Genomic DNA, 22,226 nt, shown 5'->3' on the forward strand with positions numbered 1-22,226 from the left:
GGGCTTGCTGTGTCGGACGGATATAGGGGATGGCAGGAGGTTTAGGAAGGCTGGAGCCCCAGCAGCTCTTCCAGGTAATGCTTCTCGATGCCGAACATCGCCTTGGTCTCGGCGATCTGCCTGAGGATAGAATCCCGGTCGCGACCGACCCGACCGTCTTTTTCGCCGACGATCAGGTTGTTCTTGGGCGTATGCGCATCCGAAACGAACTCGAAAACCTTTGTGCGATAGCCGTTTAGCTCCAGCAGCAGAGCCCGCAAGGCGTCGGTGACCATCTCCGCCTGACGCTCCATGAAGATGCCGTGCCGGAGGAGGATAGCCAACTTGTCCTCGGGCTTTCCGGCCTCCATCTGGCGGCGAATCTGCTTGTGGCAGCAGGGGGCGACGGCGATCAGGGATGCGCCGGCACTTATCCCCTTGAAGATCGCGTCGTCGGTGGCCGTGTCGCAGGCATGCAGCGCAATGACCGCATCGGCGCCGGCTGCGTCATAATCGAGAATGGTGCCGGGCACGAAACTGAGGTCGTCAAATCCGGACCGGGCTGCCGTAGCATTGCCGTCTTCCACCAGTTTGTCCCGCATCTCGACGCCGATGACTTCGGCGGGGCGCTGGGCCACATTGGCGAGGTAGTCATAAAGGGCGAAATCAAGATAGCCCTTGCCCGCCCCCATATCGACGATGCGCGGTTTTTCGGCCTTGATCGCTTGAATCAATGGCGCGAAGATCTCGACCATCTTGTTGATTTGCCTGAACTTATCCTGCGCATCGTTACGGACGACCCCGTCCTTGCCGGTAATGCCCAGGGCCTGCAGATAGGGCTTGTCACTGGTGGCAAGCGGGCGGTTCTTGGCGCGGTTGTGCTCGGTCGAAGGCGCCTCGCGGCCGGCTACTTCGCTGCGCTTGAGCCGCACCTTGTCCCCATTGCGCTCGAAGCTCATGTCGAACTCGGTGGTCGAAAGCTGGGCGCTGCGGAACTCATCCCGGAGCGCCGTGCGCAGATGGCCGATCGCCTCGGGCTGGATGTGGTTCTTGATGATGTCGCGCGTCTTGTAGTGGAAGGTGAAGCTGAACTTATCCCCGCCCTTGACCGCGATCTTCTTGACGTCGATCGACTTCAGATCCGGCTCCTGGCCGTGATAGCCGCCCAATTTCAGCCGCAACAATGAACCGCTAATGAACGCGGATTTGACAGCCGAGAGGAACTCCTCAATGCGTTCGGGGGCGCTCAATGGCGTTCCTTGGTCGTGAGGAAGCGGATCTTGGGAAAATCCTGCTTGGCGCGATCGGCCCACCAGGCATTCTGCGCCAGGAAAACCGGCGCGCCGGTGCGGTCTTCCGCAATGTTCATCTTCTGGGCGGCGATGAAGCGGTCGAGCTCCTTGGGGTCGTCGCTCTCGATCCACCGGGCCACTTCGTAGTTGAGACTTTCGAAGGTGATCGGCACGCCGTATTCCTTGGCGACGCGCGAACTCAGCACTTCCAGCTGCAGCTGGCCGACCACGCCGACGATCCAGTCGGCGCCGACGACGCGGCGGAACACCTGGGTAACGCCTTCTTCGGCCAGGTCCGACAGCGCCTTGGCCATCTGCTTGGTCTTCATGTGATCGGTGAGACGGACGCGACGGATGATTTCCGGCGCGAAGTTGGGAATGCCGGTGACATTGATCGTGGCGCCCTCGGTCAGCGTGTCGCCCACCGACAGCGTGCCGTGGTTGGGAATGCCGACAATGTCGCCGGCCACCGCCTGCTCGGCCAGTTCACGGTCATTGCCGAAGAAGAACATCGGATTGGACACCGCCATGTCCTTGCCCGAGCGAACGTTCTTGAGGCGCATGCCGCGGGTGAAGGTGCCTGAGCAGAGCCGGACGAAGGCGATACGGTCGCGGTGATTGGCGTCCATGTTCGCCTGCACCTTGAACACGAAGCCGGTGACCTTCTTGTCGGACGGCTCGATCGGCGCAGGAATGGCTGGCTGCGGCCGCGGCTCGGGGCCCCATTCGCCCAGGGTGCGGAGCAATTCGGCAACGCCAATGCCCTTGAGCGCGGAGCCGAACAGGACCGGGCTCAGGTGGCCGGCATGGAAAGTTTCGAGGTCGAAGGGCGGCAGCATGGCCCGCGCCATTTCGAGCGTCTCGAGCGCGATCATGAAGACCGGATCATCAACCAGGGCCTCGTTGTCGAGCAGGTCTTCGATCTCGTTGTATTCGGCAACGGGCTTGCCCTGGGGCGAAAGCACGCGCTTTTCCAGCAGGTCGAGGTAGCCATGAAAGTCGACGCCCTGCCCGATCGGCCACAGCACGGGGGTGAGATCGAGCGCCAGCTTGCCCTGGATCTCGTCGATCAGGTCGAGCGGAGCAAGGCCCTCCCGGTCCACCTTGTTGATGAAGGTGATGATCGGGATGTCGCGCAGGCGGCAGACCTCGAACAGCTTGAGCGTCTGGCTCTCGATGCCCTTGGCCGCGTCGATCACCATGATGGCGGCGTCGACGGCGGTCAGCGTGCGATAGGTGTCTTCCGAAAAGTCGGAGTGGCCGGGCGTATCGAGCAGGTTCAGCGTCAGCCCGTCATAGTCGAAGGTCATCACCGACGAGGTGATGGAAATGCCGCGCTGCTGCTCCATCTCCATCCAGTCCGAGCGGGTGGAGCGCGTGCCCGCCTTGCCGCGCACCGCGCCGGCCGACTGAATCGCGCCGGCCGCGGCGAGCAGGCGCTCGGTCAGCGTGGTCTTGCCGGCGTCCGGGTGCGAAATGATCGCAAAGGTACGACGGGTGCGGAAGGGTTCGGCATTGGACCGGGGCGCGGCCTCGGCAGCGGAAGACAGGGACATGGAAACTGCTGGACTGTGTGGCCGCAGCACATGCGCGGCAAGGTTGCGCCGCTATATAGGGGATGGTGGGGAGAGGGTCAAATTGGAGGGCGGCAGACAGTCGAAGAAGTGAGCCCGGTCAGTGCCGCGTCCGAAGCGGGGTGGGTAGCAGACGGGAAGGTTTCGGTCACAGAGATGTTCGGGGCTCCATCCAGGTCCATCTGGCGCGAGGACCTCTCTACGGCCAAGGCCGATCGATGGCTCCGGTACGATCACCGTGTTCGGTTGCTTCATTGCCCGCGCAGGCTGCGGCAAAGTCTTCAGCGTCGATGGGGCGCGCGAACAGGTAGCCTTGTCCAATCGGGCACCCCATGCCGGCCAATAGCGTTCGCTGCGCATCGTCCTCGATCCCCTCAGCCACCACGGCAAGGCCGAGCGCGCGTCCGAGATCGATGATGGACCGCACAATCACCGTCTTGGATGTACTACCGACAAGGTCGGTCACGAAGCTGCGGTCGATTTTGATCTCGGTCACCGGGAATGTCTCGATCAGTCGCAGGCTGGAATAGCCTGTCCCGAAATCATCCACTGAAAGACCAACACCTAGACCGCGCAGCCGGCGAAGCGCGTCCAGGACGTGCGGGCTGCTCTCCAGCAAAACGCTTTCGGTGATCTCCAGCGTGAGCCAGCTGGGTTCGGCATCTGCCTGGCGCAGGATCTGATCCAGTAGCGCCGCCATGTCGCGGTGCAGAAACTCGGTCGCAGACACGTTGAACGAGAAACGCAACGGCCGTTCGCGCCGCTTATTCACCCGACGGGCGAAGGCGGCGACGCGAGCAAGCCCCTGCTCGCTGAGGTCAAGCAGGAGACCCGTGCGCTCGGCAGCTTCGATGAAGCGCGCTGGTGGTTGGCTGCCGAATAGCGGGTGGTTCCATCGGATCAGCGCCTCGGCGCCCACCCAATCGCCTGTGATCAGGTCAATCTGGGGCTGGAAATGGTGGACGAACTCGTCGTTTGCGATGGCGACTTTGAGCTCCCTGGTCATCCGCACCCGGCGCGATGCCTCTTCGGCGTCTGCTCGTCTGAACTGCCGCGGCCCTCCGAGCGGGTCCGATTTGGCCGCCCGCAGCGCTGTGCCGGCATTCCTGAGCAGGGAAAGCGAACTGCCGTTTCGCTCGCCGATGGCATAGCCGATCGCAAAGCGCAGCGAGATATTGGCCCCCGGGACGGCGAAATCGGGATCGAGCACGGCGGCAACGTTGCCGACAACTTTGAGCCCCACCGCCTCATCAGCCAGCTCGAATGCCAGCGCAAACTCGTTCGCGCCCATCCGCGCGACCAGCCCCGCGCCGGTGCCCCGCAGCCGGCGCCCGGTCTCCTGCAGCAAGGCATCCCCGACATCAAAACCATAGCTGGTATTGACGTCGTGAAAGCCGACAGCATCGACCTTCACGATCAGCACTGGGCCGGGATGGGTGGAGCACTGCTCCGCCCTGACGATGAACGACTGGCGGTTGAGGCACCCGGTCGCAGCATCGATGTTGGCGGCGCGACCCAGCGCCGTTTCCGCCTCGCGGATGGCTGAGACGTCGCGCAGAACGGCGAGGTAGAGAAGGTCTCCTCCAACGTCGATCGGCCTGAGGCTGAGGCGGTTCCAGAAGGCCGATCCGTCCCTGCGGTAGTTTCGCAGGGTGACATCTACCGGCGCGGCGGCCTTCATGGCGTCGCGGATCTGCGCGACCTCTGGTTGATCGCGTTCGCTGCCCTGGAGGTAGCGACAGTCCTTGCCCACCGCCTCTTCACGCGCATAACCGGTCAGCTCCTCAAAGGCCGCGTTCACGTAGGCAAGCGGCGCGCCCTCGTCCGAAACCCGCGCAATGGCAACGCCATCGGGCAAAGCGTCCAGGAGATTCGGCAAACTCCACTGAGGAGTGTCGTGAGCCGCCGGACCGGGATCGCCGCCGACCAGCCGGACGGACCGGGCATATTCCGCCGCCACCAATTTCTCGAACTGTTCCATGGCCCAAGAGTGGGGTGCCCGGCGTCACAGGACAATCCAAGGCACCGGTCGTTTCCAGCCAATCGTCAGACGGGATCGGACAAAGGTGATCTTGCGCCATTCCCCGAGGTCACAAAGCGCTCCCGGTACTCCGATGGTGTCACCCCGAGATGGGCGAGAAACGCGCGGCGCATCGCCCGTGCTGATCCGAATCCGGCCTTCATGGCGATTGCATCGACAGTCAGCCGACTGCCTTCGATGAGATGGCGTGCGACATCGATCCGGGTAAGGTCGACATACTCGGAAGGTGGAATTCCGATCTCTTGGCTGAAGACGCGTGTGAAATTGCGCACGCTCATTGCAGCGATCTTGGCCAAGGCATCGACGGACAGATCTGCCGTCGGATGATTGAGGATGTATTGCTGCACTCGGTTCAGCCGGCTGCGATCAAGGGCCTGCGCGGCCAGATGCACGCTGAACTGAGACTGATCGCCAGGTCGCTTCAGGAACACTACAAGGCGGCGCGCCACGTAAAGCGCGACTTCACGGCCGAGATCCTCTTCGACGAGCGAAAGGGCCAGGTCAATCGCCGCGCTTGAGCCAGCGGATGTGATCAAGGCTCCGTCGCGGACAAACACGTGGTCACCCTCTACCCGGGCATCGGGGAATCGCTCCGCGAGCAAGGATGCGAACTGCCAATGCGTGGTTACCCGGCAATCGACAAGCAGGCCTGCGTCGCCCAGGATAAAGGCACCTGTACAAACCGAACCGTAGCGTCGCGTACGTGGGGCCATCTGGGCTAGCCAGGCGACTACGGCCTGTCCGGGTGCAGTGGGCACTCCGACGCTTCCTGCCACCAGAAGCGTATCCGGAGTGCCCTGGCTGGCGAAGTAGGCGATGTCAGGCAGGACCGTCAGTCCCGACCCACAGCGCACGGGGCTGTCGTCCTCTGCGACGATCGTGACTTCATAGAACTTCTCGGCGGCGCGGGCGTTTGCCTCAGCGAACACGTCCGTCAAGCCCGCAAGCTCCAGGGCGTGAACGTTGGATGGGACGAAGATGACGACCTGCATCCGATGCCTCCGCACGGAAGGTGGAAGTGTGCATTTCCGACGGCTGGCCGCCGGCCAGTCGCAGCAATTCGCTGTCGGATCGAGAGAAACAGCTCCGGATCTGGTTGCCACGCCCCCATACGCTCGACCTCGGTCGTCGTTGGGAGAGCCGCTCGTTGCGCAGCAGGCTACACCTTATCCCAACCACGCACCACAAGGCTGAAGACAGCTGAGCCCGCCATTCACGTAGACCTCCGCTGTGGGCGTGGCAATGACCCCGAGCGCTTGGTTTCCCGATCTCAGCGGGCACACATCCGGAACGGCGCCAATGGCTCGCCGTCAGTCCTGCTGCTTGCCCAGCATGTCGGCGATGAAGCCGCGGACTTCCTCTACCGCCATGCCGAGATCGGCAATGCGTTCGGGGGCGAGCGGGCGACCGGCCTGGATTTCGACTTCACAGGCCTTGGCCAGATCGGCAATGGTCCAGGCGCCGACGCCGGCGGAAGCACCCTTGATGGAATGCAGGTTGAGCGCCAGATCGTCATAGCTGGCGGCCAGTTCGAGCCGGCCGAAATAGGTCTTGATGGTGGTGTCGAACAGGCGGAGCACTTCGACTTCGAGATTCTCGTCGCCCAGGCACTGCTTGGCCAGATGAACCAGATCGATGGGCCGCGCGGCACGCACCTGGCCAATCGTGTCGAGCTTTTCGACCGCTATTGCTTTCAACGCCATTCTGGCTGCTCCACACACTGGATGTGGCGACGCGTCCGCACCAACGGACAATACCACACGAGGCCAGCCTAGTGGGACCGGGTGAACAGGTGATTAAGCCATATCTTCGCCTTGGTTGAGCGGTTTTGATGGCCCCGCTTCTTCCCCAAAAAATTAACCTTTGGGTAAGAAAACGCTCGGATTGCATCAAATTGAATGTATTAATGGGCTTTGAACCAGCGCGCGGCGGCGAGGGTTGGGGGGACGATGCGGGGCAATTGCATCGAATTGTTTCCATTTGACCATGCGACCGGAAACGGGTGCGGTGTCATAACAACTCCTACTGTCCGCCTTGTTGCTGTGAAGCCGACGCGAGAGTTGTAAAGAGTATGGCGAAGAATCCGACCCCCAGTAACGATCCCGCAGCGCTGGCTTTCTCAGCGGTTGAAGACGCTCTCAAGGAATCGGTATTCAGCCTCGATAGCGCGCCGCAGCAGGCCGCCGAAAAGCGATCGTCTGACAGCGTCCGGTCCGAACGCCTGCGCGCCGCCGACAAGATCGCCCAGCATGCCGGCCCCGTCGCCAATGACGACCGCTTCCCGACCTCCAAGATTCTCTACAACCTGCAGAGCCGCTCCTCGGCCACGCCGACCTGGATTGCGCTGCTGCTCTCGATCATCTGGCTCGCCGTAGCCGGCGCCGGCGCCTGGTTGCGCTACGGGCCGCAGCTGTCCAATTTCGGCCAGTTTGTCGGCACGATCGATTTCATCGCCCTGGTGGCGATCGCCTTCCTGCCTGTGCTTGGCTTCTTCGCCGTCGCCACCCTGTTCCGCCGCGCGCAGGACCTGCGCAATGCTGCCTCCTCCATCACCCAGGCCGCCATGCGCCTGGCCGAGCCGGAAGTGACGGCGGCCGACAAGGTCGCCTCGGTTGGCCAGGCCGTGCGCCGCGAAGTCAACGCCCTGGGCGATGGCCTGGAGCGCGCCCTCTCGCGCGCCGGCGAACTCGAAGTGATGATCCACAACGAGGTCACCGCGCTCGAACGCACCTATTCGGACAATGAATCACGCATGCGTGCGCTGATCGCCGAACTGGCCAGCCAGCGCGAAAGCGTGCTGACCAATACCGAACGCGTCCGCGAAGCCATTACCGAGAGCCATACCGGCCTGGTCTTCGACCTCGACATGATCAGCCAGCGCATTGCCGGCACGATCGTGGAGAGCGGCGGCAGCCTGACGCGCGCGCTGGAGACGGCCGGCAATACGCTGACCAATACCTTTGGCGAGCGCACCGAGAGCTTCGTATCTCTGGTGGACAATCGCACGACCGACTTCATCGGCGCGCTGGACGAGAGCGCCAGCCGCCTCTCGCTGACCTTTGAAGACCAGACCGCCACCATGGCCCGTACGCTCGATGAGCGCGCCGCCGAACTCAACAATGGCGTCGAGAGCCGCATCGCCTCGCTGACCAATGCGCTGGACGCGCATTCGAGCTCGATCGCCAATGCCATCGACTCGCGCACCCAGGCCATCGAGGAGCGCACGGCTGTCCTGACCGGGACGTTCGAAGACCGCAGCCAGGCCATTGCCGGCCTGATCGAAACCCGTAGCGGCGAGCTCGCTTCCGCCCTGGACGAACGCACCGCGGCCCTCTCGACGCTCCTCACCGATGGCGGCGCTTCCCTGCTCGACCAGTTGCGCGACCGCGGCCACGAAGTGACCGGCGGGCTGGACATGATCGGCCAGCGTATTGCCGAGGACATCACCGCCCGCTCGCGCGAAGCCGAGGTGCTGCTCAGCGCCCTGACGCGCCAGCTCGACGAATCCGTCTCCATCCAGCTCAACGCGATGGACAGCCGCCTGCAGTCGGCCGTGATCGAGATCAACGGCGCGCTGGACGATACGTCCGAACGCGCCCGCATCACGCTGGCCACCGCTGGCCAGGATTCCCTGGGCCAGTTCGACGCACGCCTCACCGAAATTGCCAGCATTCTCGACACCCGCCTGCACACGCTGGATGATGTCATCGGCGACAAGGGCGACGCGCTGATCGCCCGCCTCGAACAGCAGGGCACCAGCTTTGCCGCCCGGGCCAATGTGCTCGAAATGGCGCTGAACGAGGAATCCGGCCGCTTCAACGACGTGGTTGCCGAGCGCACCCGCGAAATGGGCGAAGTGCTGGGCGCACGGACCAAGGCCATCACCGAGAGCCTGAGCCACCGCACCCGCGAAATCTCGGAATCGCTGGAAGGCCATGCCGGCATCATCGCCGAAGCGCTGGACGGCCGGACCAAGGAACTCAGCGACACCATCCGCGCGCGCAGCGAGGAACTGGGCGAGACCCTGACCACAAGCACCGGCGCCTTCGACCAGGCCATTGCCGGTCGCACCCAGCGGCTTGCCGATACGCTGTCGGAAAAGACCACTGCGCTGTCGCTCGAAATCGACTCGCGCACCGGCACGCTGTCCAGCCAGCTGGAAGAGCGGACCATCGCACTGGTCACCCAGATCGAGGACCGTACCGGCACCCTCGCCAGCCAGCTCGACGAACGCACCACCTCGCTGGTGAGCCAGATTGAGGACCGGACAGATACGCTGGTCACCCAGCTCGATGAACGCACCGGCACGCTGTCCAGCCAGCTCGACGAACGCACGACCTCTCTCGTCGCGCAGATCGAGGAGCGCACCGGCACGCTGACCGGCGAACTCGACAGCCGCTCGCTCGAGTTGCGTTCCGCCCTTGATGGCGGCACCGCGCAGCTGGCACAGGCCGTTACCACCCGCACCCAGCAGCTGTCCGAAGCGCTCGGCCAGCGGACCCAGGCCCTGTCCGATACGCTTGCCACTCACACGGCCTCGATCGGCGAGACCATCGGCATGCGCACGACCGAGCTTGCCGACACCATCGCCCTGCAGGGCGAGGAAGCCCGCGCCAAGATCGACGGCTCGCTGCGGGAGGCCACCGACAATATGGGCGAGCGCGTGACCTCGATGTCGACGCTGATCGCCGACAGGGTGGCCGAGCTCAACAGCAATCTGGGCCAGGGCCTGGACAGCGCCATCGCCCGCCTCTCGGATGCCGAACACGGCGTCACTGCGCGCATCGACTCGGCCAGCACCTCGGTCAGCGAAAGCGCCCGCCGCGCCGCCCTGCTCATCGAGAGCGGCGTCAACTCGGCCCGCGACGCCATCACCGAAATGGTGGACCAGCGCCTGGGCACCCTGCCCGAGGCCATCACGGCCCGCGCCGATATCACGGCGGAGCGCCTCGCCGCGCTCAATGCCTCGATCAACACCTCGATCACCCAGTCCATGACCGATCTCGAGGCTGGCGCCGACCGCATCGAGGAAACCATTGCTACCCGCATCAATGCGGCCAGCCAGAACATCGTGGCCGATATCACCAACACGGCCAACCACATGGACAGCGCGGTCCGCACCGCGCTCGAGCAGATCCGCATCGCCGCAACCGACATCGATCACCTGCTGACCGTCAAGGCCGTGGGCGCGGTCGACAGCATCGAGACCCGTCTCAGCGACATCAACCGCTCCGTGGAACAGCACACCAGCGCCTTCGCCACCCTCGTGACCGAGAAGTCCGAGCAGCTGCAGGGCGCGCTGATGAGCCATGGCAATCTGCTGCGTGACGCCCTGGGCGAGAATGCCAGGGAAGCCGAAGCCATCATGGCGGTTTCCACCTCGCGCATCCTCACCGACGTCACTTCTGCACTCGGCAAGCTCAACGACTCCAACCTGCTGCTGCAGCGCGTGCTCGACGCCTCGACGGCCAACCTGGCGAACCTGGAAACCAGCGTTGCCCAGCAGACCGCCACCTATTCCAACACGGTGCGCGACGCCATCGGCCAGACCGAACAGGCCGGCGCCATGGTCAGCCAGCATGTCGGCGCCCTGCAGACCACCATCCGCAGCATGGTCGACGAGTTCTCGACCGTGCTCGGGCGCCTCGACGCGGAAGCCGAGCAGATGACCCGCGCCTCGACCGAACTGGCCACCACCAGCGACGGCGCACTGCAGACCCTCGAAGACCGCCGCGGCGCCATGGACGCGCTGGCACAGAGCTTTGCCGCCCGCGCCGACGATATCGATGGCCGCATGCGCATGTTCGCGCAGTCGATCGCCGATACGGTCAATGACACCGAGCGCCGCCTGATCGGGGCCCGCCGCGCTATGGATGACGCCCTGTCCGCCACCACCGGCACCATCGTCGAGACCATCGAGGCCTCGACCAGCACCGTGACCGAAGCGCTGCAGACCAATGCCAGCCAGGTCGACAGCGCCGTGCAGCGCGCTGCTGACGCCGCCGCCGCAGCGCTCAACAAGACCGCATCCTCGGTGCGCCTGGCGCTCGAGGACAATGCCAGCCATGTCAGCGAAGTGCTGGCGTCCACCGCAGGCAGCGTGACCGACGTGCTCAACTCCACCACCAGCACGCTGGCCGAAACCATCAATGACAGCTCCGCCTCGGTGCGCAACGCCGTGGCTACCAATGCCGGCACCTTCCGCCGCGCGCTGGACGAGACCACGGGCGAAGTCAACGAAAAGATGGGCGGCTTCCGCCAGGCCGCCGATGCCGAAAGCCGCCGCGCCGCCGCAGCCCTGCAGCAGGCCCAGCAGCAGATGGCCGAGGAAATGCAGCGCGCCATCGAGGAAGCCACCCTGCGCTTCAACGACACGGCGCGCGCCATGCGCGAAACCGCCCGCGAAGTGGGCAGCGAACTGGAAGCCACCCGCGCCGAACTGGCCCGCGGCGTCAACGAACTGCCCGAGGAAACCCGTGCCAGCGCCGCTGCCATGCGCCGCGTCGTGGCCGAGCAGATCGAGGCGCTCAGCGAGCTCAACGCCATCGTGCGCAGCCAGCCGGCGACGCATGACCTCAATGACCGCCGCCCGCAGCGCCCTGCCCTGCGCGCCGAGCCCCGCAACGAGGCGCCGGCCTACCAGCCGCCGCCGCGCCAGCCCGAACCGGCCCGCGAAACCTATCGCCCGGAGCCGGCCCGCCAGACGCTGGTCGACCCGATCCGCACCGTCGAGCGCCAGCCCGAACCCTTCCGCGCCCCCGAACCGGTACGGCATGCCGAGCCGGTGCGTCACGCCGAGCCGGCCGCCGTCGCCGAGGCCGAACCCGTCGCCCCGGGCGAAGGCGGGTGGCTGCGTGACGTGCTGCGCAATGCCACAGCCAAGCAGCAGGGCAGCCAGCCCCAGCCGCAGCAGTCGGGCCTTTCCGGGCTGACCGAAGAAATCGCCCGCTCGATCGACGACAATGCGCTGGCCGATGCCTGGGCCCGCTACCAGGCCGGGGAATCCAACGTGTTCTCGCGCCGCATCTACACGCTGGCCGGCCAGGGCACCTATGACGAAGTGCGCAAGAAGCTGCAGCGCGAACCCGACTTCGCCCGCACCGCGCAGGCCTATATGTCGGAATTCGAGCAGCTGCTGAAGCGCGCCGCCGCCGGCGCCAACCCGGCCGCCGAAACGCGCGAATACCTGCTCTCGGACCGCGGCAAGGTCTACACCACCCTCGCCCATGCGAGTGGCAGGCTGAACTGAGGTTCACCCGACTGAATTGAAAACGGCCCCGGGAAACCGGGGCCGTTTCGTTTGTGGCTGGCGCGATCAGGTCAACCCGAGAAGCGGCCTGTTGGCGGGAGCGGCACCCCATTGCCGGACACTCGCTGATCGCCCTAGTGTGCCAACAGCGCTGCCCCAGGCTTGTGTCGCTTCAGAGCTCCCATCCGATCTAACCGCTTCAGAGGTCAACAATGGATCATAGTCCTTCCTTCCGTTTGTTGACCGAGCGCCTTGCCCTTCGCCCAACCCAACCGGAGGATGTGGCGCGCGCGCTCGAAATCAGATCCAACCACGAAGTCGCTCGCAACCTCGTTTCGGCAACGATCCCGCCCGATCCAGAGAAAATGACGAACTGGTTTCGGGGCCACGCTGAGGAGTGGCGTAACGGTAGCGCCTATCGCCTGGCGATCACCTTCGAGGGCCGTTTTATAGGCGTCTGTGATGTGTTCGATATCGCGGATGACGAGGGGGAGATTGGCTATTGGCTCGACCGGCCAATGTGGGGTCGCGGCTTCGGCCTTGAGGCCGCGGAACGGCTGGTAGGGTTCGCGATGAAAGATGTCGGCCTGAACGCGCTACGAGCGGGGTGCGCTGACGACAACCCCGCTTCGGCCGCAATTCTCACGCGGCTAGGGTTCAGCCGGTTGGAGGACGTTCGAGTATTCTCCATGTCTCGCAACGAGGAGATCACTCAGCGTCGATTTCAACTGACACGATCAAATTGATCATCTCAGCTTGAGCCGCTTTGTAAGGGATGTCTGGACCTTACCCCTATGTGTCCTCGTGGACAGATCCTAGGGGCGCGTTCAGCGCTAGCCAAAGCGCCGAGCTTTTGGGAGCAGACCACAACGTGAAGACCCACGATGTGGTGCTGGTTGAGGTGGGCCTGGCGGCCAAGCCTGCCCCCTACCCCGTCACAATCGCATCGGGCTTCGGCTGCATCATCCGGAGCGACAGCCAGATGCAGAGCGCGCCCAGCGTAGCGGCAAGGGCGGCGAAGAGGTAGGCATGAGGACCGAACAGGCCGATCAGCCAGCCGAAGCCGACCAGCGCGATGACCGACGTGACCTGCTGCAGCACATTGAACAGGCTCTGCGTTTCGGCGGCGATGTCCTCGCTGGTCCAGTTGGCGATGAAATGCACACAGCCGAGATAGCCCAGGGCGAAGGTGACGCCATGGGTGAGTTGCAGCAGCACCAGTATGGCCACCGGGGGCGAGAAGGCCATGGCGACCCAGCGCAGCACGGAGACAAGGGCCGAGGCCAGGATCAGTTTCCGCGCCGATATCGTGCCGCCAAAGCGCTTCCACACGAACATCATGCCGGCCTCTGCCGCAGCGCCCAGCGCGATGAGCGGGCCGATAATGCTTTCGGGCACGCCCTGCTCCTTCCAGAGCAGCGAGCCAAAGGCGTTGAGCACGATATGGGTGCCGAAAACGATCGAGAAGCCGATCAGCGGGAGGATGAACCATGGCTTGGTGATGATCTCGCGCAGCTTGCCGGCGACCGGCTGGGCCGCCGCAACGGTGGGCAGCCCTGCGGGCGCGCGGAAGGCGGGCAATTGCAGCGAGACCGCCGCGCGCAACAAGGCCAAACCAACGAAAAGCGGAACGAAAATATCTGATCCGAACCAGCCGACGAGGAACCCGGTCAGCGCATTGAACAGCATGTAGCCCACCGTGCCCCAGGCGCGGATCGTACCGAAATCCGTGCCATTGCGGCGCGTCATGCGCATGATGGCGGCGTCCAGCACCGGCCCGATCGCCCCGCCCGGCAGGCTGGCCAGGGTCCAGAACAGCAGGATGCCCCAGAACTCGTTGACGAAGAACAGTCCGATCGGAACGATGCCGGCGATGACTGCGCCGATGACGATCACCTGCCGCCAGTCCTTGGCCTGATCGGCGAGGCGCCCCACCACCAGGTTGAGCGCCAGGATGACAAAGACCGGGACCGCGTTGATGAGGCCGATCTGCTCGGTCGAAATGCCCTTCTCGCTCAGCCAGATGGGCAGGAACATCACCGCCGCCCCCGGCCCCATGAAATAGGTGAAGTAGAAGGCCGTCGTGCGCAATTCGGGCGTCAGGCGCGCAGGCGCCACGGCGAGCGACATGGACTGTACTCGAGGTTCGATTGCACCGGGAGCACCGGCGGGAGATCAGTGGCTGGTCAGTATGTGTCCAGCCATATCGATTTCGGCGGGGCAGTCAATGTGCATCCTTGGGCGGCCGGATGCGCAGCGAAACCAGCACGCAGACGACGGCCAGGAGGGCGGTGATGGTGGAGTAGAAGAAGGCATAGGACCCGAAATACTCGACCAGCACGCCGAACACGACCAGCGCCATCATCGCTGCGCCCATATTGAGCATATTGGCAAAGCCCTGCGCCTCGGCCGCATTGGACTCATCGGTCCAGTTGGCGATGAAGTGCACCACGCCGAAATAGCCCATGCCGAAGCTGAAGGCATGCAGGAGCTGGGTGAGGAACAGCACCTCCACCGGCGGGTTGAACGCCATCACGGTGAAGCGCAACAGGCCCGCCAGCGCCGCCACCAGGATCATGTTGCGCGCAGTGACCCGCCCGCCGAACCGGCGCCAGCCAAACATCAGGATGGCCTCGCCGACCGCCGCAATGCCCAGCAGTGGACCCAGGAAGTAGGTGGGGATACCATTCTCGTGCCAGAGCAGAGCGGCAAAACTGCCGATGATGGAATTGCTGGAATTGACCAGCGCAAAGGCGAGCAAGGGCAGGACGAACCAGAGCTGCAGCGAATCCTTGAGCCGCGTGCGCTGCGGCGCAGGCCCCGGAATATTGGCCAGAGTGACTTTGGGGGCCGGCGTCCGAAAGCGCGGCAGCAGATAGGCCAGCGCGGCGCGCACCACGACGGTCGCGACATAGAGCGTGACGAAGGCACCCGAGCCCAGCACGTTGAGCAAGAGGCCAATCCCCGCCGCCGCGAAGACATAGCCCACCGTGGCCCATGCCCGCACCGCACCGAAATCGGTGCCGTTGCGACGCGTCATGCGCACCGTGGCCGCGTCGATGACCGGCGCCACGAGGCCGTTGCTGGTGGCGCAGAGCGCCCAGACCAGCAGGATGCCCCAGAATTCGGACACGAAATACAGCGGCAGCGGCGCCAGCGCGGAGGCCAGCGAGATGACGATCAGCGCCGTGCGCCAGTCATCGGCCTTGTCGGCGATGCGGCCGACAATGATGTTGAGCAACAGCAGGCACAGGGTCGGCAGGGCATTGATGATGCCGATCTGATCGGCCGGCACACCATGTTCGCTGAGCCAGATGCCAAGGAAGACCGAGGCCACGCCACCGGGGATATAGACGGTGAACTGATAAATGGAAGCGCGCAGCTCGGGGCTGGCCGAGCGCGAATATACCGATGGCATGGAAAAACGAACTCCGGGCAAATCAGCGCCCGGAAACCTTGGTGACTCGCATTGCCTGCCAAAGCAAGGCCGATTGTGCAACGTTGCGACTGGCCGCTTGCCACCAGTTGCCACATGGGCACATACGGCGATTCAAGCGTGGACGGATCCTGTGACGCGCTTGTCACCCAGGCGACGCACTCGCTGGCATGCTCCGGCCTCAGAAACCGGCGCACGGCCTCGCCAAGTCCCCTCGGCGTTCTGCTCGGAGGCGCTCAGCGCCTACCCGGCCGCCTTGCGCAGGCGGAATTTGCGGGGTTCGCCGACGACCATTTCCGTCCACTTCACCAGCTCGAAGGCGCCATCGGCCGTCTCGACGATGGCGGTGCAGCTCTCCACCCAGTCGCCGGTATTGATGTAGTGGATGCCCAGCCGGTCATGCATGTCGGCAAAATGGATGTGGCCGCAGATGACCCCGTCGACGCCCGATTCCTTGGCCTCGTGCACCAGCGCTTCCTCGAAGCGACCAATGACCGAAACGGCATTCTTGACCTTCTGCTTGGCCCAGGCCGACAGCGACCAGTATTGCAGTCCCAGCCGGCGGCGCACCCAGTTGATGGCGATATTGACGCGCAGGGCGGCGTTGTAGGCCCAGTCCCCGACATGGGCGAGCCACTTGGCATTCATCACCACCACGTCGAACTGATCGCCATGGATGACCAGATAGGTCTTGCCCGAGGCCGAGGTATGCACGGTTCGGTCGACGAATTCGACCTCGCCGAAATAGGTGCCGAGATATTCGCGCAGGAACTCGTCGTGATTGCCCGGCAGGTAGACCACCCGCGTGCCCGAACTGGCCTTGTCGAGCAGCACCTGCACCAGGATGTTGTATTCGCTGGGCCAGTGCCAGGACTTGGCCAGGCGCCAGCCATCGACGATGTCGCCGACCAGATAGATGGTCTCGGCTTCATGCGCGCGCAGGAATTCGATGAGCTGCCCCACCCTGATGGGCTTCATGCCCAGGTGGACGTCCGAGATGAAAATGGCCCGGACCTGTCGGACTTCGCGGTCAACCGCCATCAAGCAACGACTCCTGCTTCGTGGCCGCACTTTATCTGCGGAAGCAGCGGGAGGAAACCTGTGCTGGTGACGAAATGGTGGGGCTCAGCGGATGCGCGACTTGAGCGCCACGATGCGTTCGTAGCTTTGCTCGATCCGCGCCGCGAAGGCCGGGTCGTCCTCGGCTTCGGCAAGCAGAATGGCCAGAATCTCGCGGTTCAGACCGGGGCGGTATTTGGCTGTGTTCGAGAACAGCAGCACATCCATGCCGGCGCGCACGCCCATGGTGACGGTCTGTTCGAGGGTGAAGTGGTCGCGGATGGCGCCCATTTCCAGATCGTCGCTGATCACCACGCCATCATAGCCGAGCTCCTCGCGCAGCACGCCGGTGATCCATTGCGGAGACAGCGAGGACGGTGTCTGCGCCCCCGCGTCGGAATAGTCGGCGTGATAGAGGTGGCCCACCATCACCATGTCGACGATGTCGGCGGCAATCAGCGTGCGATAGGGATCGAGCTCGCTGGGCTCCCAGCTCTGGGTGATGTCCACGAACCCCTCGTGGCTGTCACCGGTCGACGAGCCATGGCCGGGGAAATGCTTGAGCGCGGTCAGAAGGCCCGCCGCATGATGGGCGGTGATGAAGGCTTCGCTGTAGGCCGCGACAGTGGACGCATCCTTGGCGAAGGCCCGGCCGAACTTGGCGATGATCTGGTTGTCGGGATTGCGGTTGATATCGGTAACGGGGCCGAAATTGACGCTGAAACCGAGCTCGGCAATCGATGCGGCCATGGTGGAATAGATGGCGGCAGCCTGGGCCGGGCTGTTGTTGGCGGCTATCGAAGCGGCATTGGGAATTTCGCGGAAGCCGACATCCTTGGTGAGCCGCTCGACCGCGCCCCCCTCCTGATCCAGGGTGATGAATGGCGGCAGGTCCGGCGACGCGGCGCGGAAGGCAGCATTCATGGCGCCAACGGCCCCCAGACTCTTGACGTTGATCTTGAGCAGCATGACCCCGCCCAGCCGCCCGGCGGCCAATTCCTCGCGCAGGGCGACCACGTCGGCATCGTCGACGGCATCGCCTTGGAAACCCACGACAATCATCTGGCCAGCCATCTCTTCCAGCGTCGCCGCATGGGCCGCAACGGGGAGCGCGAGCAGAGCAAGGCCGGCGGCAAGGCATTTGAAAATAGAGGTCACGTTCATGTCCGGTGGGGGAATCGTTGCGCGACGATGACCGCCAAATACAGCCGAAACAATGACCAAGCGCTTTTGCCGCACCACTTCTGCTAATGAGGGGTGTGGATCACCGGCAAATATGGCAATGTAACCGGGGCGACTTGGAGCACTGGCCGTTTTTCAACCTTCCGGCCGATGAAAGCCGTTGCCTTGATCGGGCGGGGATCTTGGGATCTCCGCCCGTGATGCTTTGCAGGGGGCAAGATCCTCCCGTCTGCGATTGCGTATAGTAGTAGGCCCAACTTCTCGCCGCCGCGTCGCACCCCTATTGCAGAAGGGGGGAGGACGGGGGCATGAGCGATCCTGAAGCAGCCAAGACAGCCGGTGGAGATGGCGGAACACCACCGCCACCACAACCCGACACGCCGCCCCCACCTCCGCCCCCGCCCGAGCCGCCCAACGGGCCGCCGTCGGGCCACGCCTTCGGATGGCACCTATGGACGCTGCAGAATGCGGCAATCCTGGTGTTCATGGCGCTGGCTCTGGCCGCGATCATCATCGCGCTGTTCGTGGTCGCCACTCCGACAGACGGACTTACCGGCCATAATCCACTGCTGGCCCTGCACGTCCTCAACACGCTGCTGATCGCCATCGCTGTTACGCTGGTCTTCGCCTGGCTCAGCAACGCCAACGCCCAGATGATCGGCCGTGGCTTTCGCCACCTGCTGTCCATACACCGCGCCGCCGTGGCCTGTTTCGTCGTTTCCGGCGCCGCCACGGTGGGCATCCTGATCTATGTCGCGCTGGCCATCATGGCGGCCGCAGAAGTGGCACACGGTCTCTACCTGCTGGCGGCCATCGAACTGCTGCTCAAGCTCACCGCGGTCAGCGCCATCATTGTCCTGATCACCCTGCGCCGCACCACAGCCATGGTGCTGCCGGCCAGCCAGGCGAGCGGCGAGCATGTCGCGGCGGCGCTCGAAGCCCAGGAGGATCGGGGGCGGCTCGAATTCGGCAGCCTGGCCTTTGCCTTCGGCCTCGTGGTGATTGCAGCCCTCGTGGTGCCGACCGATGATCTGATGCGCATCTCGGCCATGATGTTCGGCGGCGACAGGAAGGTCGAAGACTACCTGCCGCAGCGGCCCCTGGTGCGCGTCGAAGACGACATGGCCAACCAGATCGCGACCGCCGTCCAGAACGCCCCGGCGCTGCGCGATCTGACAGACGACATGTCCAACGCCCAGCGCGACGCGCTGTCGAACTCGATCGAAGCCGGCATTTCCAGCGTCATCTACAACATCGTCGGCGACCGGGTGAAGCGCATCGGGGCATGGCCGCTGTTTGTCGATATCTGCCACGACAAGGAGGATGCGCTGATATCGACCAATTCCAGCAACAAGCTGGTTGCCGAGCACATTTCCTACCTGGCCGGCGAAGGCTTGATCGACTTCCCCTATGGCGACATCCAGACCCTCGACATTACCCAATATGGCAGCCAGGTCATCTTCAAGAATGAGGGCCTGGCCTGTGCCGACGCGAAGGCCAGTGTCGCGATCAACGTTGCCGACACGGCATCGCCCGTCATGGTGGGGGCCAGTGCGTCCCGCTCGGAGCGGACCTTGACCTCGGCGCCCGATGAGATCGTCATCGCCATCTCCCAACTGGCCGAATCCATCCGCCTGGAACTGCCACCGGGGGACTATCTGGTTTCGCTCGTCGCGCTGGATCGCGTCGATCCGTTCCTGCAGGTGGTCGACGATCAGGGCACCATCTTCGCCGAGAATGACGATGGCGGCCCCGGCGTGTTCGATTCGGCGCTCAGCATTCGCGTGGCGCCTGGCCAGGTTTACGTCGCGCGCGCCTCCACGCTGGACAGCGCCGGCAATGCCATCCTGCGGGTTGAGCGCGAAACGCGGATCGAACTGATTTCGGCCGAGCAACTGGTTCGGGAGGAGCCTGCGGTACCCATTGCGGAATCGGTCGAAATTCCGCCGCTCGGCGCCGTCTTCCAGTTCGTTGCCGAAGCCGGCGGCCCCCATGTCATCGATGTGATGCCCAATGGCGGACCTGATGCAGACCTGACGGGCGAGTTGTTCCGCAAGTCGGGTGAAGCGGTCGAGTCACTGGCGGCGGACGATGATGGTGGCGAGGGCGGCTTTCCGCGACTACGCGCCGAGCTGATCGCGGGGGAAACCTATTACCTCGTGCTGCAACACTTCGCACCGGGTGGCGCACCGGTCGCGACGGCCCGCATCGACGTCAGGCCGGACATGCCCCCGGCAAATGAAGAGGCCCAGCCTGTTGACCAGACTGAGCCCCTTGTTCCAGCACCCGCGACTGAGGCCGAAACCCCGCAGCCCTAGCGGTTCTGCCGGTTCTCGATCAGATCGGTGACCACGCCCGGATCGGCGAGCGTCGAGGTGTCACCCAGCGAGCCGAAGTCGTTCTCGGCCACCTTGCGTAGGATGCGGCGCATGATCTTGCCGCTTCGGGTCTTGGGCAGGCCGGGCGCCCACTGGATCAGGTCCGGGGTGGCGATCGGGCCGATCTCCTTTCGCACCCAGTTCTTGAGCTCGGCACGCAGTTCGTCGCTGGTGGATTCGCCGGCCATCAGGGTGACATAGCAATAGATGCCCTGCCCCTTCAGATCATGCGGATAGCCGACGACGGCGGCTTCGGACACCTTGGGATGACTGACCAGCGCGCTTTCCACTTCGGCGGTGCCGAGACGGTGGCCGGAGACGTTGAGCACGTCATCGACGCGGCCAGTGATCCAGTAATAGCCGTCTTCATCGCGACGGCAGCCGTCGCCCGTGAAGTAATAGCCCTTGTAGGTCTCGAAATAGGTGGAGACGAAGCGGCCATGATCGCCCCAGATGGTGCGGGCCTGGCTGGGCCAGCTATCCTTGATGGCCAGTACGCCCTCGGCCTTGGTCTGCTCCTGCAGCCGGCCCTCGGGCGAGAGCACTTCGGGCTGGATGCCGAAGAACGGCACCGTCGCCGAACCCGGCTTGGTGCTGATCGCGCCGGGGAACGGCGCGATCATGTGGCCGCCCGTTTCGGTCTGCCACCAGGCGTCAACGATCTCGCAGCGACCCTTGCCGACCTGGTTGTAGTACCACATCCAGGCTTCCGGATTGATCGGCTCACCCACAGTGCCCAGAAGGCGCAGGGTCGGCATGTCGTATTTCTCGACATATTGCGGCCCCGCTCCCATCAGCGCGCGAATGGCGGTGGGCGCGGTGTGGAAGATGTTGACCTTGTGCTTTTCCACCACCTGCCAGAGCCGGCTGGCGTCGGGATAGGTGGGAATGCCCTCGAACATCAGCGAGGTCGCGCCATTGGCCAGCGGGCCATAGACGATATAGCTGTGGCCGGTGACCCAGCCCACATCCGCCGTGCACCAGAACACTTCGCCGCGCTTGTAGTCAAAGCTCAGCTCATGCGTCAGCGCCGTGTAGAGGATGTAGCCGCCGGTGGTGTGAACCACGCCCTTGGGCTTGCCGGTGGAACCGGACGTATAAAGGATGAAGAGCGGGTCTTCCGCATTCATCGGCTCGGGATCGTTGAACGGCTCGACGCCAGCGGCAGCCTCGTGCCACCAGACGTCGCGGCTGCCCTTCATGGCAACATCCGCGCCGGTATTGTGCACGACCAGCACCTTGCTGACGCCGGGGCAATCCTCGAGGGCCTTGTCGACATTCTTCTTGAGCGGCACGACCTTGCCGCCACGCCGGCCTTCGTCGGCCGTGATGACGACAGCCGAGTCGCAGTCATTGATTCGACCGGCCAGGGCATCGGGCGAGAAACCGCCAAAGACCACGGAATGCACCGCGCCAATGCGCGCGCAGGCCAGCATGGCATAGGCAGCCTGCGGGATCATCGGCAGGTAGATGGTGACCCGGTCGCCCTTGCGCACGCCCAGTGACTTGAGCACGTTGGCGCAGCGGCACACCTTTTCATGCAGGGTGCGATAGGTGATGTGTTCCGACGGCGCATTGGGATCGTCGGGTTCCCAGATGATCGCGATGTCGTCGCCATGCTCGGTGAGATGGCGGTCGATGCAATTGGCAGCGACATTGAGCACGCCATCCTCGAACCACTTGATCGAGACGTCCGGGTACTGGAACGTGGTGTTCTTGATCTTGGTCGGGAACTTCACCCAGTCGATGCGCTTGGCCTGGTCCGCCCAGAAGCCGTCCGGATCGCTGACCGAACGCGCATACATCTCGTCATACTGGTTTTTCGTGACGTGGGTGCGTGCGATCGCAGCCGCACTTGGCTGGAATACGAGCTGCTCGCTCATACTGTCCTCCCTTATCTCTCCCGCCCTCCGTTCTAGTGACCCACCCTGCGCCGGGCAAGGCCTTGTCGCTGCGACTTAATGGGTAGTGTGGGCGGTACCGGCCATTAACCGCCCGCAGCTAGGATGCTTCGGCCGCGGGCCGGGATTTGGTAT

The 22,226-nt window shown here is 64.2% G+C and carries 13 protein-coding genes; 3 read left to right on the top strand and 10 right to left on the bottom strand.

Annotation, left to right across the window (positions count from 1 at the left end; genetic code table 11):
- Positions 1-41 precede the first annotated feature (41 nt).
- From ACLI1C_RS12655 to ACLI1C_RS12675, 5 genes are all read right to left on the bottom strand, one after another.
- Positions 42-1,292 (bottom strand): class I SAM-dependent methyltransferase, encoded by a 1,251-nt coding sequence (locus ACLI1C_RS12655; protein ID WP_411397305.1) that lies wholly within the window; start codon positions 1,290-1,292, stop codon positions 42-44.
- Positions 1,226-2,827 carry a peptide chain release factor 3 gene (locus ACLI1C_RS12660; RefSeq protein WP_411397306.1) on the bottom strand — a complete coding sequence of 534 codons (1,602 nt, stop codon included), beginning with the start codon at positions 2,825-2,827 and terminating at the stop codon, positions 1,226-1,228. Before ACLI1C_RS12660 ends, ACLI1C_RS12655 begins: the two co-directional genes overlap by 67 nt.
- Before the next feature lie 217 nt (positions 2,828-3,044).
- Positions 3,045-4,826 (bottom strand): putative bifunctional diguanylate cyclase/phosphodiesterase, encoded by a 1,782-nt coding sequence (locus tag ACLI1C_RS12665; RefSeq protein WP_411397308.1) that lies wholly within the window; start codon positions 4,824-4,826, stop codon positions 3,045-3,047.
- A 65-nt stretch (positions 4,827-4,891) separates the two neighbouring features.
- Positions 4,892-5,878 (bottom strand): GlxA family transcriptional regulator, encoded by a 987-nt coding sequence (locus tag ACLI1C_RS12670; RefSeq protein ID WP_411397309.1) that lies wholly within the window; start codon positions 5,876-5,878, stop codon positions 4,892-4,894.
- A 318-nt stretch (positions 5,879-6,196) separates the two neighbouring features.
- The gene (locus ACLI1C_RS12675) at positions 6,197-6,589 is read right to left on the bottom strand and encodes an Hpt domain-containing protein (RefSeq protein ID WP_411397311.1); all 393 of its coding nucleotides are present in this window, start codon (positions 6,587-6,589) and stop codon (positions 6,197-6,199) included.
- Positions 6,590-6,957: 368 nt separating this feature from the next.
- Here ACLI1C_RS12675 and ACLI1C_RS12680 point away from each other — a divergent pair, with 368 nt between their 5' ends.
- Positions 6,958-12,135: a hypothetical protein gene (locus tag ACLI1C_RS12680; protein ID WP_411397312.1), complete on the top strand. Its 5,178-nt coding sequence runs from the start codon at positions 6,958-6,960 to the stop codon at positions 12,133-12,135.
- Between the two features lie 212 nt (positions 12,136-12,347).
- Positions 12,348-12,881: a GNAT family N-acetyltransferase gene (locus ACLI1C_RS12685; RefSeq protein WP_411397314.1), complete on the top strand. Its 534-nt coding sequence runs from the start codon at positions 12,348-12,350 to the stop codon at positions 12,879-12,881.
- A gap of 181 nt (positions 12,882-13,062) precedes the next feature.
- Here the strand turns inward: ACLI1C_RS12685 and ACLI1C_RS12690 are convergent, their stop codons facing one another.
- The 4 genes from ACLI1C_RS12690 to ACLI1C_RS12705 all read right to left on the bottom strand — a co-directional run bounded on the left by ACLI1C_RS12690 (position 13,063) and on the right by ACLI1C_RS12705 (position 17,788).
- Positions 13,063-14,265, bottom strand: a complete 1,203-nt coding sequence (locus ACLI1C_RS12690; RefSeq protein ID WP_411397315.1) for an MFS transporter — start codon at positions 14,263-14,265, stop codon at positions 13,063-13,065.
- A 94-nt stretch (positions 14,266-14,359) separates the two neighbouring features.
- Entirely contained in the window at positions 14,360-15,553 is a 1,194-nt protein-coding gene (locus ACLI1C_RS12695) for an MFS transporter (protein WP_411397317.1), read from the bottom strand.
- A gap of 261 nt (positions 15,554-15,814) precedes the next feature.
- A complete protein-coding gene (locus ACLI1C_RS12700; RefSeq protein WP_411397319.1) occupies positions 15,815-16,612 on the bottom strand; it encodes a UDP-2,3-diacylglucosamine diphosphatase in 798 nt (265 codons plus the stop codon).
- Between the two features lie 84 nt (positions 16,613-16,696).
- A complete protein-coding gene (locus tag ACLI1C_RS12705) occupies positions 16,697-17,788 on the bottom strand; it encodes a glycoside hydrolase family 3 N-terminal domain-containing protein (protein ID WP_411397321.1) in 1,092 nt (363 codons plus the stop codon).
- Positions 17,789-18,120: 332 nt separating this feature from the next.
- Here ACLI1C_RS12705 and ACLI1C_RS12710 point away from each other — a divergent pair, with 332 nt between their 5' ends.
- The gene (locus ACLI1C_RS12710; protein WP_411397323.1) at positions 18,121-20,130 is read left to right on the top strand and encodes a hypothetical protein; all 2,010 of its coding nucleotides are present in this window, start codon (positions 18,121-18,123) and stop codon (positions 20,128-20,130) included.
- On the opposite strand, the gene acs is transcribed toward ACLI1C_RS12710, so the two are convergent.
- A complete protein-coding gene (gene acs, locus ACLI1C_RS12715) occupies positions 20,127-22,073 on the bottom strand; it encodes an acetate--CoA ligase (protein WP_411397324.1) in 1,947 nt (648 codons plus the stop codon). The two genes, ACLI1C_RS12710 and acs, sit on opposite strands and share 4 nt — an antisense overlap.
- Positions 22,074-22,226 lie beyond the last annotated feature (153 nt).

The organism is Devosia sp. XGJD_8 (assembly GCF_046614475.1).
Lineage (GTDB): Bacteria > Pseudomonadota > Alphaproteobacteria > Rhizobiales > Devosiaceae > Devosia.

Coding starts and splice junctions, on each gene's coding strand:
- ACLI1C_RS12660 (WP_411397306.1), bottom strand. CDS start 2,827: ATGTCCCTGTCTTCCGCTGCCGAGGCCGCGCCCCGGTCCAATGCCGAA.
- ACLI1C_RS12665 (WP_411397308.1), bottom strand. CDS start 4,826: ATGGAACAGTTCGAGAAATTGGTGGCGGCGGAATATGCCCGGTCCGTC.
- ACLI1C_RS12670 (WP_411397309.1), bottom strand. CDS start 5,878: ATGCAGGTCGTCATCTTCGTCCCATCCAACGTTCACGCCCTGGAGCTT.
- ACLI1C_RS12675 (WP_411397311.1), bottom strand. CDS start 6,589: ATGGCGTTGAAAGCAATAGCGGTCGAAAAGCTCGACACGATTGGCCAG.
- ACLI1C_RS12680 (WP_411397312.1), top strand. CDS start 6,958: ATGGCGAAGAATCCGACCCCCAGTAACGATCCCGCAGCGCTGGCTTTC.
- ACLI1C_RS12685 (WP_411397314.1), top strand. CDS start 12,348: ATGGATCATAGTCCTTCCTTCCGTTTGTTGACCGAGCGCCTTGCCCTT.
- ACLI1C_RS12690 (WP_411397315.1), bottom strand. CDS start 14,265: ATGTCGCTCGCCGTGGCGCCTGCGCGCCTGACGCCCGAATTGCGCACG.
- ACLI1C_RS12695 (WP_411397317.1), bottom strand. CDS start 15,553: ATGCCATCGGTATATTCGCGCTCGGCCAGCCCCGAGCTGCGCGCTTCC.
- ACLI1C_RS12700 (WP_411397319.1), bottom strand. CDS start 16,612: ATGGCGGTTGACCGCGAAGTCCGACAGGTCCGGGCCATTTTCATCTCG.
- ACLI1C_RS12710 (WP_411397323.1), top strand. CDS start 18,121: ATGAGCGATCCTGAAGCAGCCAAGACAGCCGGTGGAGATGGCGGAACA.
- acs (WP_411397324.1), bottom strand. CDS start 22,073: ATGAGCGAGCAGCTCGTATTCCAGCCAAGTGCGGCTGCGATCGCACGC.